The following is a 19,617-nucleotide window of genomic DNA, read 5'->3' as shown; positions in this document are numbered from 1 at the left end:
ATGAGGAGAAAAGAAAAAAGTCTGAGTATTTATCTTATAAAACAGTTTATTTTATTTTCCATCCTGATTATTGCAGCCACCAGTGTTTTTGGTTTATTTGCGTCGCATGTTCTTGTCAATGACAAAGATGTGCTGCATATATTCAGTGCCAGCGAAGTCATCCGGCAGGATTATGAAAATAGTGATATTTCATTGCTGGAAGATTTTGACGGATGGATAGAAATACTGGATGCCCGGAATCGGGTGATCTATACGAAAGGAAAAGTTCTGGAGAAAAAGACATCTTATACCCAGGAAGAATTACTGGAACAGAAAGGAATTGAATACCTGCTGAAGCACAATGTTACCAAGATTGCGGGGATCCTGGAAATTAATACAACGGATCCGAATGAGAAAGATCCCGGGTATGTGTGTACAACTACGAATTTTCAGGGAGCGGATGGAGAGCGGTATCTTGGAATTGTGAAATTTCCTATGGGTAAGCTGAAAGCCAGTTTTACTTTTTATAACCCTAAAGGAGATATGGGGGCATGGCTTGGAAGGACGGCTTTATACCTTAGTGCCGGTTTTATACTTATATTTATCCTGTGCGTCTGGTGGTATTCCATATCAATTAAACGGCACGTGGGAGAACCCAACAAGAAGCTTGCAGCAGGACTTTCTGAGTTAACAGCAGGCAATTATGATCTGCATCTTTCCCTCCAGGCGGAGTATGAGTATAGCGCCATTGAAGAGTCTTTTCAGGTTTTGGCTCAGGAACTGCGTCATGCGAAGGTGCAGCGCCAGCAGTATGAAAATGAAAAACAGCAGTTGTTCAGCAATATCGCTCATGATCTGCGCACGCCCATAACCACGATTAGAGGATATGCGAAAGCAATTGCAGAAGGTGTTGTGGTGGAGGAAGAGAAAAAACAGGAGTATATTGGCACTATCGTAAAAAAGACAGATCATCTCAACGAACTAGTGGAATTATTATTGATTTATACCAAACTGGAAAATTCAGAGTATCAATTTGTATTTGAAGAAACAGATTTTACAGAATTTGTACGTGAGGTAGTAATTGAATATATGGATGATTTTGAAAGAGAGGAGATGGAGCTGGAACTCGAAATCCCTGAGGGTGAAGTGAGGCTTTCAATAGCAAAGACAGAGATCAGAAGAGTAATCGGTAATCTTTTAATTAATGCAATAAAGCATAATCCTCCCCATACAAAAGTACGTTTGAAACTTTATGAAGAGGATCATAACGAGATATTATTTGAAGTTGCGGATAATGGTGAACCGATTCAAGATGAACTAAAACTGCATATGTTCGAACCCTTTGTTAGCGGAAATGAGTCCAGAACATCCGGCAGTGGAAGCGGTCTTGGGCTTAGCATCTGCAAAAAAATTATGGAAAAGCACCGTGGCAGTCTCACTTACCATGAAACAGCAAACCATTGGAAATGCTTTCGAATCCGTTTTGATTCGTCTGCTAACAGAGAATCCTATTAAAATGGACATGGTTTAATTAAATGGAGCTGTCAAATGAAAAAAATCACAGTCCTTATAAGGATGGTCAAATTGTACTGGCAGATCTTTTTCACGAATTTTAACGAAGCCTGCTTTTTCGTAAAATTTATGTGCACGTTCCGTGTTTTTAGGTGTATCAAGAAATAGCTCCTGAAACCCGTGCTGCTTTGCAAAAGAAAGCAGTTCGGCATATAATTTCCGGCCTAAATAAAATGGTTTTCCCCGGTAATCCTGTTTTACAAAAAACTTTTTTAATACACCGATACCGTGGCTGCAATGCATAAGACCGATACTCCCTACTATATTCCCATGATCTGTGGCTACCCAAAAGCAGCCTCCTTCTGAAAAATATTTTTCCCTGATACATAGCAGTTCAGGCTGGTCATATACGGTGACGGCTGGCCTGGTTCCATCATTCTGGCATCTCAGTACAAGTGCGATAACTTGATCTCTGTCAGTTTCTTCATATAATCTAATCTGAATCATTTTCATTCCTCTCCTTGCTTTCTGTAAATGTTGTAATAATAGCAGCTTTGGTTTTTAACTGATTGGTTAACATCCTCAAACAGTTGTTGCCATAACCTGGTGTTCCATTTATAATAACATCAAACTATACTTTAAACAAATTGAAATTATAAAAATAATAGTTCAATATTTTTGAATAAAAAGCGGAGGTGGATTATGGATCTTAAATATTTACAAACCTTTCAGACAATTGTGAAAGAGGGGAGTTTTTCAAAAGCCGCTGTTAAACTGAATTATACACAGTCAACCATTACCTTTCAAATCGGTCAGCTGGAACAGGAACTTTCAGCCAAACTGTTTGAGAAAATCGGAAGGCGTATGGTTCTGACAAAAGCCGGAGAACAACTGATTCCTTATGTGGAAGACGTGATTAATTCCGTAGATAAGATGCGGTGCTTTGAACGTGATCTGGCAAAATGCCAGGATAATTTACGGATTGGAGTGGGAGAATCGCTGCTTTGCTATCTGCTGCCTTGCGTACTGAAGGAATTTCATAATCGGGCACCAAAAGCGAAACTGTATCTCCATTCCATGAACTGTTATGACATTCGTGATGAATTAATGAACGGAACTCTTGATATAGGGTTATTTTATGAAGATGTCGGAGGATTCGGATCGAATCTGATTACCTATCCCTTTGGAAACTATCCCTTAACACTTGTGGCTTCTCCGGAAATAAAGCAGGATTATCCCGATTTTATAACACCCAATCAGAAGATTTCCCTCCCATTGATTATCAATGAACCGAATTGTATTTTTCGTCAGATATTTGAACAGTATCTTCGGGACAAAGCGATTCAGCTGGATCATACAATTGAATTATGGAGCATTCCAACGATTAAAAATCTCGTAAAAAACAATACGGGCATCTCTTTTCTCCCACGATTTGCAGTCCTGGATGAATTAGAGAGGGGGGAATTAACGGAGATTTCCACAGATATTATGAATGTGCGTATATCCGCTGTATGCGGCCATCATAAAAATAAATGGATTAGTCCTGCTATGGAGCTGTTTATCCGGCTGGTAAAAGAAAGTACCCAATAGAATATTGGCATATAACCATAGAATTTTGACATACGAGCTGTAATAAAAATCTGATATAATTATGAAAAATACCCCTGCTTATGAGAAAGTAAAAGCAGGGGATTTCCCTATTACCAATAACTGGAATGGAATATTCATCCAGAAACGAGACGCAAATGCTATGTTATAAGCATTTTTTTATTAAGTACTTGTGCAGGGGCTGAATCATTTTACCGGCACGACATTTTCCATGGTAGAATATATCAATAGGAGGGCTTTTTCATGCGTAAGATGATTGGAAATATATCCTGGAAAAAGATTCTTAAAAATCTGTCCATTCGTCAGAAGATGCTGCTGGCGCTGACACTCTGCGTTATTCTGCCCATTATTCTGCTGGGAATCATTACCACAACCAGGGTGCTGCGCCTCAGTGAACAGAACCAGTATGAGATCCAGATTAACCAGCTGACAAAATCGGGAAAAGATATAGAAAAATTATATGATACTGTGGTTCAGGAGATATCGGCTTTGGCAGGTGACCGTTCTATACAGGCAATCGCAGCAGGGAATGCATCTGTCATGGATTTTAAGAATGCAGCTAAAAGTATGCTGGAAGCAAGTGAAAAGATAAACAGCTGCAGCAGTATCGCACTGAGTAAAAATGGCCAGGTGCTGTTTCAGAGGGGGCCGCTCTATATGGATGAACGGGAAAATCTGGACTTTACCAGGCAGATTGAAGAAGAAAAGGTACCGTATCTGTGGGCAGCAGAGCATCCTGTCACATTTAAAAGGGGAATTAATGTAAGTACTTTGAGTCAGCTTTCCTACTATATGACCATTATGAAGGGGCTTACCCTGGAGAATGAAGGCGTCATCAGTGTTCACATCAATGCGCCTGAATTCATCGGTCAGTTTTCACCTTATCAGGGAGAGAATATGATTGCAGATGTATTCATTTTTGATAAACAAGGTGAGGTGCTTGTAGAAAACAGTAATAATGAGGAACTTAAAAATCTGTGCTGGGAAGAATTCCTGAATCAGGAACAGGACGGGGATTCCGGTTATTTTCCGGTTAAGACAGGCAATGAGGGATATATTGTATTATATGCTAAATGCGGTTCCGGCGGATGGTATTTATTTCAGGTTGAGAAGAAACTCTCCATTTATAATACCCAGATTATTTTTATTGTCATTGCAGTGCTTCTTTGTGTGGTGTTTGGGTTTGTTTACAGTATGATACAGAACCGGACCATTATTATGCCGCTGCATCACTTATCAAACCGTATTGATGTTGTAAAAAGCGGTGTGCTTGAGAAGCGGGATTATGAAACGGCGCACGATGAAATGGGGAATGTAGAAAAGGGATTTGAAGATATGGTTTCCCATATCAATGAGCTGATCAATCAGGTTTATATCCAGACGATCAAGACTCAGGATGCGGAAAGAGAAATGCTGCTGGCGAAGATGAATCCGCATTTTCTCTATAATTCGCTGGATTCCATGCACTGGCTGGCAATCCGGAATAAGGATTATGAGGTAAGCGAACAGCTGGAGGCGCTGGCAGATGTGTACCGCCATATCCTGCGGTTTGGAGAAGGGATGATCTCGGTTCAGGATGATATGGAGTTTATTGACAATTATCTCTTTCTGCTTGATTTCCAGATGGGTGACCGGGTAGAATTCAGGAATGATATACCGGAGGAGCTGCATTGTTATTTAATACCAAAGCTCATCACCCAGCCGCTGGTGGAAAATGCTGTCCAGCATGGACTGCGGGATGTGAATACAGGCGGAAAGGTGAAAATCAGGATGCGCAGGCAGCAGGGGGATCTGGTCATTACTGTTCTCGACAATGGAGTGGGCTGCGATGTGGAAAAGATCCGAAATCTGCTAAAAGATAAAGAAGGAAAGGAGGCATTTGCACTGCGCAATATCGATGAAAGAGTCCGGCTGCGTTATGGGGAAGGATACGGGCTAAAGATGTACAGCAAAGAAGGCAAAGGCTGTATTGTACAGGTCAAAGTGAAGCTGGAGGCAAAAGTTTGAAAGAATTGCAGGCAGTATTTCAGGCAAGCCTGCAATATGCAGAGGGTATAAGTTTGGAAGAAAATTAAAATATAGAAAGGAAGCCACGATGTGATTCTTTCAAACTGTTTTATTATGGCAGTATTGCAGGCAGGCCTGCAATATGCAGTGGGTATAACTATGAGATTAATGGTTGTGGATGACAACAGACAGATACGGGAGGGAATCCATTACGGGATTGCATGGAGTGAGTATGGAGTTGATGAAGTGCGGGAATATGCCGATGGGGAGGAAGCCAGAAAGGCACTGAACACCTATCAGCCGGATATTATCATAGCGGATATTAAAATGCCGGGAATGGACGGCTTGCAGTTGTTAGAGCATGTGAGAGAGCAAAGAAATAACTGCAGGTACATCTTATTAAGCGCATATTCTGATTTTACATATGCGCAAAAGGCAATTCGACTTGGGGCGGATGATTATATACTAAAACCCATCAAGCCCGGAAAATTAGTTGAAATAGTGATGAAAAATGCCAGGGAGCTGCTGGAGGCACAAAAGGAAAAGAAGGCATATTACGATGTTTATGAAAAGAGCTTTCTGCATTCCCTGATCAATGGCGGGGAAATAGAGAATGTGGAAAAATTCAGGCAGATGCTGGACCATAAATACCGGCTGAAGCTGTCTGCAAATTATGCGTTCCTTGCGCTCTTCTGGCTGGAACAGGCGGATGGCTCTATTCGGAAAAGACCCATAACAGACCAGGCGGCTGACCAGATACGGGAAAGGCTGCATGAACAGGGTATTGTGTTTGCGCTCCAGGAAGATCTGCTTTTATTTCTTGGCAGAGGTGACCGGTCCCAGCTTCTGAATCTGGATTACCAGTACCAGGTAAAAAATGTAATAGAGGGAGTGAGCCGGGAATGGATGGAGCGGAATCTGGTGATTACCACCGGAATCTCAGAGGCAAGAAGTATAAAGGAACTGCATGTTGCCTATGCCCATGCAAAAGAAGCGCTGGAACAGACCTATTACAGTCTTTCCGGTGCCTGTGTGATCTATACTCATCCCGAAAAAGAAGATAAGAAATTTCCGGAAGAACAGCAGAAAGGCTATATGGAACGGATTGCAAAAAGCGTTCAAAGGTGTGATGCGGCAGAACTTCATATCAATATGGGATCACTGCTGGAAATGGGGCTTAGGGAAAAGTATGACCGCTGTGAGATGATCAGTTTTATAAAAAAACTTTATCTTTATCTGATTCGTCATGGGGGACTGGAAGGCGATCCTGATTTTGAAAGAAGGACCCTTGAAAATGCAGCTCATTATGAAAACGGCATCCTGGAATTTGAAGATTACCTCATACAGGGTTTGCGAAGAGGGCGGGAGCTGACAGAGTCAGAAAATTATTCTGTAATGATTAAGAATATCTGTACCTATATGGATGAACATTACAGTGAACCCATCAGTGTAGATTCCGTTGCTGACGTTTTCGGGCGAACACCGAATTACGTGTCATCCAAGTTTAAAAAAGAAGTGGGAAAAAGTTTTACGGACTATCTGATTGATTTACGTGTTGGAAAAGCATTGAACATGCTGAAATACACAGACCTTCCAATTAGTGAAGTAGCAAAGAAAACAGGTTTTAGCAGTTATGCATATTTTTCCAGAACATTTCGGAAATGCACAGGAAGGAATGCCGGGTCATTTCGAAGTGGAGGCTAAAAGTGTGAAAGAAAATCGCTTTCACACTGCAGATTTGGAAAACAGTGCGGAAAAATGACATGTTTGTGTAGAATATTGGCATAAATGCATATACACACAACTGCTATAATAAAGCTATCTTCTTAAAGAGAACAAAACAAATACAGGAGGTCAAAAGGGATGAAAAAGAAATTATTAGCAGTAGTACTTGCAGGTACGTTGGCATTGACCATGGCAGGATGCGGCGGAGGTTCCGACAAGGGAGCCGGGGACAAAGCAGCAGAGACGAAGTCAGCAGAGACCAAAACAGCGGAGTCGGAAACAGAAGCATCACAGGGAGCAGAAGCAGCAGGAACGGAAGAGAAAAAGGATACCACTTCTGCAGAGGGAAAACAGGATCTTGTCATTATGATTACAAACCCCGGTGATGTCAATAATGCGGTAGAACAGAAATTGATTGATAAGTTGGGTGATAAATACAATATTATCACCAAGACCTGGGATTCAGCATCGGTAGAGCAGACAGTAAAGACAGCATCAGCCGCTAATGAGCAGATAGATCTGGTACAGTACTGGCCGAATCAGATGAACAGCTTTACGGAGGTAGGACTTGCCACAGATCTGACCCCGTACATGGATGATGAGTGGCGGTCTTCCTTTAACGAAGGCACGCTGGAGATCGGAACTTATGACGATAAGCTATACAATGTAGCTTATAAAACGGTATACCCGGCAATGATCGTTGATCTGGAAGTAACCCGTGCGGCAGGAATCGAGGACAGTGAGATCAAAGACCAGATGACATGGGAAGAATTCTGTGATTTATGCAGAAGAATCGAAGAAAAATCAGACGCATCCGGTGCAGGAATTCCGGATACCTATGCATGCTGGCTTACAAGAAATGCAGTTATGCAGGTATGGGATACCAACGAGGAACTGGATAAATGGAATGCCGGAGAAGTTTCTTTTAAAGATGACCACATAAAAAATGCATTTGAAATGGTGAAATCCGTATTTGATGAAGGACTGTTTTATCCGGGAGAAGGAGCTCTCGCAGTTACACAGGATCAGCTCTATGGTGCTATTTCCTCCCATAAAGTTGGATTTATCTTTGAGCCGACCACTTCCGTTAAGACAACGATTGATAACTCCGGATTAAAAGATTATAAGATCTGTGATTATCCTGCAATGGGTAAAAATCCAACGAATCCGGTACTTGGCGGTTGTGACGGATACTTTATTCCAACCAGTTCTAAGAATGTAGAAGGTGCTGTAGAAGCTATGAAATATCTGACCAGCGAAGAGATCATGACATTCCGTGCGGAAGGCGGTCAGGTACCCTGTGCCAGAATAGCGGAAGGTGCGAATGTAGATGAAGCGTTCATGGAATCAATTTCCAGATGTTCAGAGCAGATCTATCCTACGGAAATCATTAACGTTGGTGCAGAACTGTCTGATTATATGCAGAATCAGATGCCTGCGAACTATATCTACAATGGCGAAGCATCTCTGGATGAATTGGAAGAGTTAAGAGTGGGAGCAGTTAATAAGTAATCGGTTTTCGAAATTCACCGGTTATTAGTACTTAAAGTGTATGCTGCCTCAAAATAAATGCAGCGTTTGTTTTGGGGCAGTATTTTTGTACGCTTTTTTAGAGTTTATTTGAAAATTTAGAGCGTGTTTTAAATACATACATGATCTGGCTATCGGGAGAATCCCAGGCCTGCTTGTAAATCTAAGCTGTAAAGGAGGAAGAAAAATGGCAGAAAAATCTACGTCAGTAAAAAAGGTTGGCAGAAAAGCCATGAGCAGTACACGCAAGCTCCAGCTTATCGGGGGATTGTTCAGTCTGCCTGCATTGGTTATCGTAACATTTGCCACAATTATTCCGGTTATCTGGAATGTGGTTTTAAGTTTTTGTAACTGGGATGGAGTGTCTGCAATGACCTTCAACGGAATTGGGAATTTTATGAAGGTTTTTGCAGACAAATCCAGCATGAAAGCAATCGGCTATTCACTGGTCATTGCCCTGATTGCAACAGCAACGGCCATGGTAATAGGAATTTGTCTTTCCTTACTAATCTATAAAGTAACAAAGGTGGAGGGGGCTATTTACCGCTTTGTGTTCTACAGCCCTGTTATGCTTCCCTTGTCCGTGGTTGGTTTATTATTTACTTTGGTATTAGCTACCGATGAAGGACTTTTGAATAATATTCTGGGTCTGATCGGATTGGAATCTCTGCAAAATGCATGGCTGGCAAAGAAAGGCCTTGTTCTGACCGTAATCGGACTGGTGCAGGGATGGCGCAGCAGCGGTACCGTGATGATGCTGGTGTTTACGGGAATTATCGGCCTGCCGGTTGATTTGTTTGAATCATCCAAACTGGATGGTGCAACCTACAGACAGGAAGTACGCCATATAATCCTGCCCCTTGTGAAGCCTACCATACAGCTGGCATTGTCCATGTGCGTCATGAGTGCTTTCAAAACCTATGACATCGTATTTGCAATGACTGGAGGAGGACCCGGGGATATTTCTAAAACGGCACCCCTGAAAATAATTGAGCAGGCATTTATGTTTAATAAATATGGTCTGGCGGCATCCAACAGCGTAATCTATGCAATCATCGTCATCGTTATTTTAGCCATTTTGAGAAAAGGAGTGGGAGGGGATAAATATGAGTACTAAGACAGCGGCAATTGCCTGCCGGGCACCAAAAAAGAAATTTAATACATTTGCAGTGGTCTGCCGTGTGATATTGATTTCACTGGTATTGATCTGGATTTATCCCGTGTTATTTTCCCTGCAGACCTCATTTAAAACCCTGGAAGAATTTTTTGCCAATATCTGGGCAATGCCCCATTCCCTTGGTGTTGATAACTTTGTAAAAGCATTTACCCAGGGACATATCGGGGAGTATTTTATAAACAGTATTATTATTGCAGCAGTTTCGCTGGTAAGTATAGAAGTAATATCCGTTATGGCGGCTTACTCTCTTGCCAGACTTCGCATTCCCCATACAGGTGTGATTATTATGCTGTGTTTTGCTATTCAGCTGCTGCCCACAGAGACGATCATTATCCCGCTCTACATGATGATGTCCAGGCTTGGGATGCTGGGGGTGAAATATCTGCCGATTATCATTGCCTATGTAGGCTGGTCCATACCCGGAACCACTATAATTCTGAAAAACTTTTTTGACACCATACCAAAAGAGCTGCTGGAAGCGGCAAGAATTGACGGCTCCGGTGAAATCCGCAACCTGTTTAAGATTGTGCTGCCTCTTATGAAAGGAGCGCTGGCAACCTGTATTGTAATGAACTTTACCTTCGTATGGGGAGAACTGATGTGGGCGAAAACAGCGACCATAACAACTGTCAGCGGACTGCCCCTTACCGTAGGATTGATGAACTTTAAAGGTGAATTCGGAACGAACTGGCCCCTCTTATGTGCAGCGATCTGCATGATTGTGATTCCGCTGTATCTGGTTTTCTTATTTTTACAGAAGTATTTTGTATCGTCTTTAACAGCAGGAAGTGTGAAAGGCTAAAGCGTGTCTGAAAATGGTACAAGTATTTTTTAGACAGGCACAAGAAAGGAAGGTGGCATACGATGAAGATTCACAGCTTGAAAATAAACCATATCAAACGTCCGCAGGGCTATCTGTATAAGACACTGACTGCATCTTATATTACCGAGAATGATTCCGGGAAGAGACAGGAAAGTGCCAGGATTCTGGTTTCCCGGGATGTAAGTTTTACGGATATCGTATATGATACCGGAAGATCTGCCGGGGTATCCGGATTAGGAACGCAGCTTTCTTTTCCCCTGGAACCAAGGACACGCTATTTCTGGAAAGTCAGTGTGTGGGATGAAAATGGAAATGAAAAAGAAAGCGTTACGGAATGGTTTGAAACCGGCCTTATGGAAGGGGGATTTACCGGACAGTGTATTACACCGGATCTTGCCCCGTCCGTACAGCCTACATTTGTAAGAGAATTTGTATTGGATAAAAAGCCGGAGTCAGCCAGACTGTATCTGTGCTGTCTCGGTGTCTATGAAGTGTATGTAAACGGGAATCGGGTGGGAGATGAGGTACTGGCGCCCGGTCTTACGGTTTATCACCATTATGTACAGTACCAGACTTATGATGTGGGGAGTATGCTTCACTGCGGGAAAAACGATATCGAGGTGATAGCAGGAGACGGCTGGTATAAAGGCTTATATGGATACCGTCAAAATAATGATTACCGGAGTGGAAAAGCATTTGAACTGCTGGCTGACCTGTATGTGGACGGTGAGCTTGTACTATGTTCCGATCTGAACTGGCAGGTGAAAAAGAGTAAAATTATCTTCAGCGACATTTATGATGGAGAATACAGGGATGATACCCTGGATGATTCCGGGCGGTTTCCGGTAAAGGCAGGAAATCTGGATAGAAGTGTGGTGAAGGAACGGCTGGGACTTCCGGTAAAGGTGAAAGAGATCCTGAAACCCGTGGCGGTTATTGTTACCTCCAAAGGAGAAACTGTTCTTGACATGGGACAGAATATGGTGGGCTGGGTTGCTTTTACCTGCCGGGAAAAAGCAGGTACGCTGATCAGTCTGGAGCATGGAGAAGTGCTGCAGGACGGTTGCTTTTATAATAAAAACTACAGGACGGCTAAGGCCAGATATGATTATATTTCCGATGGGCAGGAAAAGACAGTACATGCAGCATTGACGTTTTTTGGATTCCGTTATGTAAGAATTACTGGAATAGAAAATGTCCGGCAGGAAGATTTCAGGGGGGAGGTTCTGTACAGCGATCTGGAGGAGACCGGTACGATGAAGACCGGTAATGAGGATCTGAATCAGTTAATTTCCAATATTTTATGGAGCCAGAAGGGTAATTTTCTGGATATTCCAACAGACTGCCCCCAGAGGGATGAAAAAATGGGCTGGACAGGTGATGCACAGATCTTTGCAGGAACTGCATGTCTGAATATGGACTGCTATGAGTTTTTTCGTAAATATCTCAATGACATTTCTCTGGAACAGGCAGATACCAAAGGACTGGTTCCGCAGATCGTACCCTCTGTCGGAAGAAATGAACGGACATCGGCAGCCTGGGGGGATGCAGCCGTGATCATCCCATGGGTCCTGTATCAATATTATGGGGATTCCGGTATACTGGCGGAACAATATGAGAGTATGAAAGCATGGATTTCTTATATAGACAGGCAGAATAGTGAAAACGGAACAGACCCCAGCCTGTGGCAGAACGGATTCCACTACGGGGACTGGCTTGCACTGGACGGCGGATGTTACCATATGCCTACCGGAGGAACAGACGTATACTACATTTCTTCCGCGTATTTTTACTACTCCGTAAATCTGCTGGCAAAGTCAGCCGGTGTTTTAGGAAAAGGGGCGGACTGTGAAAAATACAGCAGGAAGGCAGAGGAAATCCGAAAAGCTATCCTCAAGGAGTATTTTACGGCAAACGGCAAACTAAGTATCGATACCCAGGCAGCCTATACGGTGGCAATAGTCTTCGAACTGGTCCGGGAAAAAGAGCAGCTGGAACTGATCAAAGAACAATTTCTGCTGCAGATACGAAAAGATGGCTACAGTCTCAAAACGGGATTTGTTGGCACACCTTTTATTTTAGAAGCATTGTCCAGGTGCGGGCGCAGTGATCTGGCTTTCCGGATCCTTCTTGATAAAGAATACCCCGGCTGGCTGTATCCTGTGACTTTAGGTGCCACTACTATGTGGGAGCGGTGGGATGCACTGAATCCGGACGGAAGTATGAGTGACAGCGGCATGAATTCCCTGAACCATTATGCCAATGGCTCCGTACAGGAATGGATGTATTCCCGGATGGCAGGAATTAAGCCTCAAAGTGACGGCGCCGGTTTTAAACACGTATCTATAAAGCCTCAGATCCATCCGGGAGCAGGGTGGATGGAGACGGTGCTTAAGACAGCAGCCGGTGTATATAAAATCCGCTGGGAAATCCAAAAGGACAATAAAATGTTATTAACCTGCAGCATTCCATTTGATGCCACAGCAGAAATTACTCTGCCCTGCTGTCCTGGCAAAGTAATTCTAAATGGAGAAGAACAGCCATACCAGCCGGAAAGCATAATACCTGCAGATGCAGGCGAGTGGGTATTCGAATATGTACTTTCCGATAATTACCGCCCATGTTATCACTTGGAGGACAGTGTGAAAGAGCTGGTGCGCAATCCGGTCATTAAAGACTATCTGTATAAAAAAGTACCTATGCTGGTTCATACAGATGGAGCGGAGATACAGAATATGACTCTTACTGAGATGTCAAAACTGCCATTTTTTCTTGGGATCGGAACCAGGCTGGGACTGGATGAGGAGGTTTTGGAGGAAATTGAGGGGTATGTTTCCCAGGTACCGAAGCAATAGCCCAGGGAATGTAACGCCCCACTTTGCGGCATATTTGTCCCGAATTCAGGATACGTAGCCCACTACGCACCCTTCATTCGGAACAAATTTCCCACAAATTGTGATGCGCAGCTGTCAGAAAGCAATTTATAGACATGCTCTAATACTACAGCAAACTATTTTATCTTAAACTTGGGTTTAGCTGAGCAAGGGACGCTTTGTAGATAGATGCAGCGGGCTGCACAGACTATTTTCTGAATATGTCAAGAGCATGACTTGTAATACCCAGTAAATCTTCCCGCTCGCAGGTGGCAAAGTGATAATTCAAAAACAATTCAAATGCTTCATCGTCCATTGCATCTACATCTTCCCGCATCAATAAGGCACAGCCGTCAGATGCTGCGTAGTGCAGCCGGGACACAGAAAATGCAGACATCAAATCGTCTATGTTTTCTTTGCGGACAAGTTCAAATAAATCCTTTGGCTGGGACTTTGCGGCAAATGTTTTGGGATCAATCAAGCCCTTTTCAATATATCCGGCAACACTGATATTACCGCGTTTGAACCCTTCGTCAAGGAGACAGCCGTCAGATATGACATACGCGGCGAAAATCACACCGCCCGGTTTTGTCACACGGATTGCTTCGCGCAGGGCCTGTTGTTTGTCTTCTTTGGTGTAAAGATGGTACAGAGGACCTAACAGCAGAGTGATGTTATATTGCTTGTCAGAAAAAGCAGACAAATCCAGAGCATTACCTTGCATAATGGTGATAGTCTCATCAGACTGGGTATTTTGACGGAAAATGTCTATGTTATGCTGGATTAGTTCCACTGCGTCTACGGCATAACCCTGACGTGCCAGTGCGTGGGAATACCGGCCGGTTGCAGCGCCGATTTCAAGCACCCGGTTACCGGGGCTTATGTATTTTTCGATATAATGCATCGTAGTGAGGAATTCAACCGACCCATGCTTTAACGCCAGCCGGCTGTCTTCATCATAATTATTGTAAAATTCGGTTAGGTACTGGTTTGTTTTCATATGGTATCCTTTCTTTCAAGTCAAGCTAATAGATAAAGCCCATTTGTTTCTGGATTCTGATATCACAGATAATATTGGCAATCGTAAATTAAAATAATTAAAGCCCATTTGTTGCTGGATTCTGATATCACAGTCGATATTGGCAATCGTAAAATCTTAAATAATTAAATCCTATTTGTTTTGCAGTCTGATAACACAGGCTGTATTGACAAGGTGAATCTCAAATAGATAAATTCCAATCTGGTTTTTCCTGTCTTATAAGAGCAGACAATAAATTTACCACCATTTTTTCAGCACTATTTCTATCCAATTCTATTTTTTTCGTCGCGGTTAGGACTGCAATACCATGAGTATATAGGAATAAATCCAAAAATATTACTTTTGCGCATTCTAACTCGACTCCAATGGCTTCCGAAAAAGATCTTGCTTTATTTTCATTATCAATTTCTTTATAAAAATCCTTTGCCTCTGCCATTTTCAAATCCATATCGTTGATAAATAACAACTTAAATAAATGTGTTTCTTCCTGGGCAAATTCAATGTAGGAAAGAGGAAGAATTAAATGGGGACTGATTTTTTCAGAATTACCATAATGGATAACATACTGTTCATAGTATTCATATGCAGAGGCAAGGAAATCCCTTTTTAATTGATCCATGTTTTCATAACAGGTAAAAACAGGTCTTGTAGAACATTGCAGTTTATTTGCAATACTCCTTGCATTTACAGTTTCAAATCCCGACTCTCTTGTAATTTCCAGAACAATATTTAAAATCATTTCTTTCGTTATTTTTGCTTTCGGCGGCATAGTCCAATTCACTTTCTTATATAAAATTATTAAATTACATATGTTACATAACTAATGTTACATATTAAAAAGTATATGTCAAGCGGGAATTTTAGATGCTTCTTGAGGGTGCACTTTAATTATTTCCCAATATTTTGTGAAAAATAAAAAAATACTATTATTTTAGATACGAATATTGTAGAATATAGTCGAAATATATTTGGGGAATATAAAATAATGTGGTTATTTTGCTGAAATTACCAATAAATTCCACGGAATACAGGACGAAATGTCTGGTGATGACAAAAGATTTAAAGTAAAATAGAAACAGAAGGGGACAAAAGAGTATTTTTTGTAAAATGGTGGAGGAAAGTTTATGATCAAGGTAATGATTGCGGATGATGAAGAAAAGGTGTGCCGATTGATTTATAAACTAATTGATTGGACTTCATTGGAAATGGAAGTAACGTCGATAGCTTATAACGGGATGGAGGCGTTGGAACAAATAAAAGTTTTTAATCCCGATATTGTAATTACGGATATCCGAATGCCTGGATGTGATGGTTTAGAGCTGATACAAAAATCAAAAGAGCTTAATGAATTTGTAGAATTTATCATTATCAGTGGTTATCGACATTTTGACTATGCGCAAAGTGCCATTAAATATGGGGTCAATGATTATCTGTTAAAACCTATTAAAAAAGAAGAACTGATGCAGACTCTGAATAAAATGCGAGAAAAATATCGTAAGAAAAATGAAAACAGCTCCAGGGAGGAAAAAATAAAGCGGCTGCTGGAACAGAGTATTCAGAAGATCCGTTCCAGTATTTTTATAGATTTACTGATGCAGCAGACGGAAGAAGAGAAATTCTATTTAGGAGATATAAATAATAGATATCAGTTTCAATTTCAGGAGGGCTGTTTTCAGGTTATTATAATAAAAATTGATCACAGTGGTGATTTAAGTAAAGCAAGTATTGAGTATCTGGGAGATAAAGTTGCTAATGCCGCATTGAACCGGATTAAAGAACTATGCTGGGAGATAGAATGTTACTTTATAGCAGGGGCTGAATACTGCCTGTTAAATTATAAGGAGGAAAATAAAAAGATTATCCGAAAACAAATCAAAGCGTTACTGGATGAAATAACCCTTCAGGAAGCTTTATTTGAACAGGTGAAATTTACAATAGGAATTGGTACAGCGGTGGAAAAAATACAAAAACTGCATCAGTCATCCAGAGCAGCGGAACTGGCACTGGAGCAGCGGTTGATAGCGGGCACCGGCAAAATCATAGAGGAGGTTTCATCTGAAATTAAAAATATTTCAGCAAACCCAATGTTCTTTGCCTTTAATAAATCTTTGACGGATGCTTTCGAGCGGATGGATGCTGAATTGGCTAAATCGTCCGTAGAAATTTTAAAAGAGAATATATTTAGCCAGTCTGATATAACGGGACATGATGTAATACAAGCGGCAGAGGAGGTGTGCAATATCTTTATATCTTGTATGCGGAATAATCAGATCGTTGTGAAAGAGGCCTATTCAAGTATAAACCGGTTTCGGCAGCAGGCTGCTGATTGCAGCAGCGGAGAGCAGCTGTTTTCCTTTCTGGGGAAAGCAATAGCTGACGGACTGCAATTAATTGCTGAAGATAAAAAGCAGGAGGATAGCAGGCCTATAAGAACTGCTAAGTTATATATACAGGATCATTACATGAACGCTGTCACAATCGAAGAGGTCAGTAATGCCGCAGGCTTTAGTGCAACTTATTTTAGTTCTCTTTTCAAAAAAGAAACCGGTAGTACTTTTCTGGAATATCTATCTAAGATCAGGATGACAGCAGCAAAAGATATTCTAAAGAAAACAAATTTGAATGTTGCAGTTATATGTGAACAGGTGGGGTACAGTGATGTGAAATATTTTACGAAAAACTTTAAAAAGCATACTGGATTAAAACCGAATGAATACCGAAAATTATATTCGTAATGCTTGCAGATATAGGGGGATATCCGTATGGGTAATGATAAAGGGAGTGGTGCAAAAAGAAGAAAAACTAATTATATTATGATACGGAGTGCAGTCATAATGTTCCTGCTGGGAGGGTTTTCACTGATTATGCTTATTATGCTTACAATTTTCCGGCAAGAGGGCATATTCTATATTCTGTTATTGATTGGTCTGTATGGCCTGTTTGGGGCAATTATTTATTTCGGATATCATTTTTTATATAAGCCTTACCGGGATACGGAAAAGGTGTGCAGGTTATTTTCAGAGGGATATTTGCTGCAGGGGTTATTTGAACTAAGAGTGCCTCTGTCTCCCCAGATGGAAGCCGCCACAAATAAATTCAGGGAATTACTGGATATGAAAGAGTTGATAAGTTTGACGAAAAAGCAGGCAGAGTACCTGGCACTGCAAAATCAGATCAATCCCCATTTTTTATACAATACCCTGGAAGGGATAAGAAGTGAGGCATTATATGCAGGTATCGATTCGGTTGCAGAGATGACGGAGGCACTGGCGACCTTTTTTCGCTATACCATCTCAAACGTAGAGCACTTGGTGACTTTAGAGGACGAACTTGCCAATATTGAAAATTATTATATTATACAGCAGTTCCGGTTTGGTAAAAGGCTTAAATACCATGTGGAGATTGACGCGGAGGAAGAACGGGAAATCTTAAAATGCAGGCTGCCAAAGCTCATACTGCAGCCCATAGTAGAAAATGCAATTTATCATGGGATAGAACGTAAGATCGGGGATGGAATTTTATGTGTAAAAATAGAGAATACGGCTTCCCGGTGTATTATCACAATTTCTGATAATGGACTGGGAATGAATGAAACTGTAGTAGATGGTCTGAATGAAAAATTAAAGACTGCTTCCATTACTACATTTCATCAAGATAAAAAAGGCGGCAGTATTGCAGTCGAAAACGTGAATAATCGTATCAAAATATTATTTGGTGAAGAATACGGTATTTATATCTATAGTAAACAAAATGTGGGAACGGATGTGGAAATTACACTTCCCATTGTAAAGGAATAGCTAATGAAAAAAGAAATCCTGAGAATGGAAAACGTTACAAGACAAATTGAAGGGATTACCTATCTGAACAATATTAATTTTCATATATTTAAGGACGAAATCATGGGCCTTTTGACTTTAAATTCCCAGGGGGAGCATCAGCTGGTTTCGTTAATCAGCCAGAATCTGCCTATCCAATACGGTAGAATTTACTTTGATGATCTTCTGGTAAATAGCTATGCCCATAGTGATATGACCAGAAACCGGGTCTCCTTAATAGGGGCAGGGAGCAGATTGGTTAACAATCTGACCATATCAGATAATATTTTTGTTTTGCGCCGGGGGTTTAAGAAGTGGTTTATTAAACGCAGCGTACTGAATCTCCAGGTGCAAAAATTACTGGAAGAGATCAATATAGAAATGAAGCCGGGGCGGCAGGTCAAAGGACTTTCATCCTTAGAGCGGTGTACGGTGGAATTGCTGCGGGCCGTAACGGCTGGCTCTGAGTTAATCATCCTTAACAATTTAAGCAGCTTTTTCAGCACGGTGGAGTTAAGAAAATTTCTGGATATTGTTCAGTTTTTCCGAAAGGAAGGAATTGCATTTCTCTATATCAGTTGTGATTATAAGGAACTTATTCAAGCCTGTCACAGAATTGCCATCCTGGATTCAGGCAAAATTATAAAAATTCTGCCTAAAAAGGAGATGAGTGCCGGGCATATCAGCCCATATATTATTTCTTTTGATTCCCTAACCATGATGGAGAGTCCGGAAGCAGGAAGTTCTATTTTTCAGTTTGAAAATGTCAGTACAGACTATATTGAGAACTTGTCTTTTTCCATAAACAAAGGGGAATGTACTGTTATTTTAGATATGAATAATTCTGGTTTACAAGAAATAATTGCACTGATATTGGGTGAAAAAAGCCCGTTACAGGGGGCTGTTTTATGTGAAGGAGGAAAAGAGTCCGCACAAAATATTGGAATTATTCCGGCAGATTCCATTCCCGGTCAAATATTTGAAAACTTCAGTTATGCAGAAAATATCTGTTTTTTTACTGACGTTAAAATAAAAAAAAGCATTTCCAGAAAAAAGCTGTTAAAAAGCGTAATAAACGAATATGAGCCATTCATTGGACCGGAAATACATACGAAAAATATTTCAGAGCTGGAACTGTCTTCTTTGTATAATATTGTATATTTCCGATACCATCTCTATCATCCCAAAATCCTATTTTGCATACAGCCTCTAGCCCAGGCTGATATGTATCTGCGGCGCCATATTCTGGGGCTGATTCAAAAATTGAAGAATAAGGGAATCACGATTGTAATTTTAACCGTCAGCATATCAGAATTGATGGATGTTGCGGACCGGGTATTGATTATGAAAGATGCTAAGATGATAAAAGATTGCAGGAGTGATGAATTTTTGTTGTTTCAATCTCATTCCGGGGAACAAAATTCTATTTAAAACCGTAAGAATCACCCCTTAAAAAGGAGGATACACCCCTACCTGCCAGAGGATTAAAATGATACACTTTTCATATAGAAAAGCAACAGATCAAGTCG

Annotated in this window: 15 protein-coding genes; 11 read left to right on the top strand and 4 right to left on the bottom strand. The window is 41.2% G+C overall.

Annotation, left to right across the window (positions count from 1 at the left end):
- The gene (locus CD03_RS0101150) at positions 1–1,494 is read left to right on the top strand and encodes a sensor histidine kinase (RefSeq protein WP_027292059.1); all 1,494 of its coding nucleotides are present in this window, start codon (positions 1–3) and stop codon (positions 1,492–1,494) included.
- A gap of 12 nt (positions 1,495–1,506) precedes the next feature.
- Here the strand turns inward: CD03_RS0101150 and CD03_RS0101145 are convergent, their stop codons facing one another.
- Positions 1,507–1,998 (bottom strand): GNAT family N-acetyltransferase, encoded by a 492-nt coding sequence (locus tag CD03_RS0101145; RefSeq protein WP_027292058.1) that lies wholly within the window; start codon positions 1,996–1,998, stop codon positions 1,507–1,509.
- 195 nt (positions 1,999–2,193) lie between these two features.
- On the opposite strand from CD03_RS0101145, the gene CD03_RS0101140 reads away from it, so the two are divergent.
- From CD03_RS0101140 to CD03_RS0101110, 7 genes are all read left to right on the top strand, one after another.
- Positions 2,194–3,081, top strand: a complete 888-nt coding sequence (locus CD03_RS0101140) for a LysR family transcriptional regulator (RefSeq protein ID WP_027292057.1) — start codon at positions 2,194–2,196, stop codon at positions 3,079–3,081.
- A gap of 261 nt (positions 3,082–3,342) precedes the next feature.
- Positions 3,343–5,106 (top strand): sensor histidine kinase, encoded by a 1,764-nt coding sequence (locus CD03_RS0101135; RefSeq protein WP_027292056.1) that lies wholly within the window; start codon positions 3,343–3,345, stop codon positions 5,104–5,106.
- A 114-nt stretch (positions 5,107–5,220) separates the two neighbouring features.
- A complete protein-coding gene (locus CD03_RS0101130; RefSeq protein ID WP_152614161.1) occupies positions 5,221–6,810 on the top strand; it encodes a response regulator transcription factor in 1,590 nt (529 codons plus the stop codon).
- Between the two features lie 159 nt (positions 6,811–6,969).
- A complete protein-coding gene (locus tag CD03_RS0101125) occupies positions 6,970–8,343 on the top strand; it encodes an ABC transporter substrate-binding protein (protein WP_027292054.1) in 1,374 nt (457 codons plus the stop codon).
- A gap of 205 nt (positions 8,344–8,548) precedes the next feature.
- Entirely contained in the window at positions 8,549–9,478 is a 930-nt protein-coding gene (locus tag CD03_RS0101120) for a carbohydrate ABC transporter permease (protein WP_027292053.1), read from the top strand.
- Positions 9,468–10,340 (top strand): carbohydrate ABC transporter permease, encoded by an 873-nt coding sequence (locus tag CD03_RS0101115; RefSeq protein ID WP_027292052.1) that lies wholly within the window; start codon positions 9,468–9,470, stop codon positions 10,338–10,340. The genes CD03_RS0101120 and CD03_RS0101115 overlap by 11 nt, the downstream gene beginning before the upstream one ends.
- Positions 10,341–10,402: 62 nt before the next feature.
- Positions 10,403–13,216 carry an alpha-L-rhamnosidase gene (locus tag CD03_RS0101110; protein ID WP_027292051.1) on the top strand — a complete coding sequence of 938 codons (2,814 nt, stop codon included), beginning with the start codon at positions 10,403–10,405 and terminating at the stop codon, positions 13,214–13,216.
- 45 nt (positions 13,217–13,261) lie between these two features.
- Here CD03_RS0101110 and CD03_RS39735 read toward each other — a convergent pair whose 3' ends face one another.
- The 3 genes from CD03_RS39735 to CD03_RS0101100 form a co-directional block, all read right to left on the bottom strand.
- The gene (locus tag CD03_RS39735; protein WP_442969718.1) at positions 13,262–13,327 is read right to left on the bottom strand and encodes a DUF6783 domain-containing protein; all 66 of its coding nucleotides are present in this window, start codon (positions 13,325–13,327) and stop codon (positions 13,262–13,264) included.
- A 115-nt stretch (positions 13,328–13,442) separates the two neighbouring features.
- Positions 13,443–14,234: a class I SAM-dependent methyltransferase gene (locus tag CD03_RS0101105; protein WP_027292050.1), complete on the bottom strand. Its 792-nt coding sequence runs from the start codon at positions 14,232–14,234 to the stop codon at positions 13,443–13,445.
- A gap of 220 nt (positions 14,235–14,454) precedes the next feature.
- Positions 14,455–15,042, bottom strand: a complete 588-nt coding sequence (locus CD03_RS0101100; protein ID WP_027292049.1) for a WHG domain-containing protein — start codon at positions 15,040–15,042, stop codon at positions 14,455–14,457.
- A gap of 355 nt (positions 15,043–15,397) precedes the next feature.
- Between CD03_RS0101100 and CD03_RS0101095 the strand changes: the two genes are divergently transcribed.
- Genes CD03_RS0101095 through CD03_RS0101085 form a run of 3 tightly spaced genes read left to right on the top strand, consistent with a single transcriptional unit; the run spans position 15,398 to position 19,519 of the window.
- The gene (locus tag CD03_RS0101095) at positions 15,398–17,008 is read left to right on the top strand and encodes a response regulator transcription factor (RefSeq protein ID WP_027292048.1); all 1,611 of its coding nucleotides are present in this window, start codon (positions 15,398–15,400) and stop codon (positions 17,006–17,008) included.
- Positions 17,009–17,035: 27 nt separating this feature from the next.
- Positions 17,036–18,070 (top strand): sensor histidine kinase, encoded by a 1,035-nt coding sequence (locus CD03_RS0101090; protein WP_242849011.1) that lies wholly within the window; start codon positions 17,036–17,038, stop codon positions 18,068–18,070.
- A 3-nt stretch (positions 18,071–18,073) separates the two neighbouring features.
- Positions 18,074–19,519: an ATP-binding cassette domain-containing protein gene (locus CD03_RS0101085; protein WP_027292046.1), complete on the top strand. Its 1,446-nt coding sequence runs from the start codon at positions 18,074–18,076 to the stop codon at positions 19,517–19,519.
- Positions 19,520–19,617 lie beyond the last annotated feature (98 nt).

The sequence above is a fragment of the Robinsoniella sp. KNHs210 genome, from assembly GCF_000686105.1.
In the GTDB taxonomy this organism is placed as follows: domain Bacteria; phylum Bacillota; class Clostridia; order Lachnospirales; family Lachnospiraceae; genus Robinsoniella; species Robinsoniella peoriensis.
This window is presented reverse-complemented; position numbering and strand designations above follow the sequence as displayed.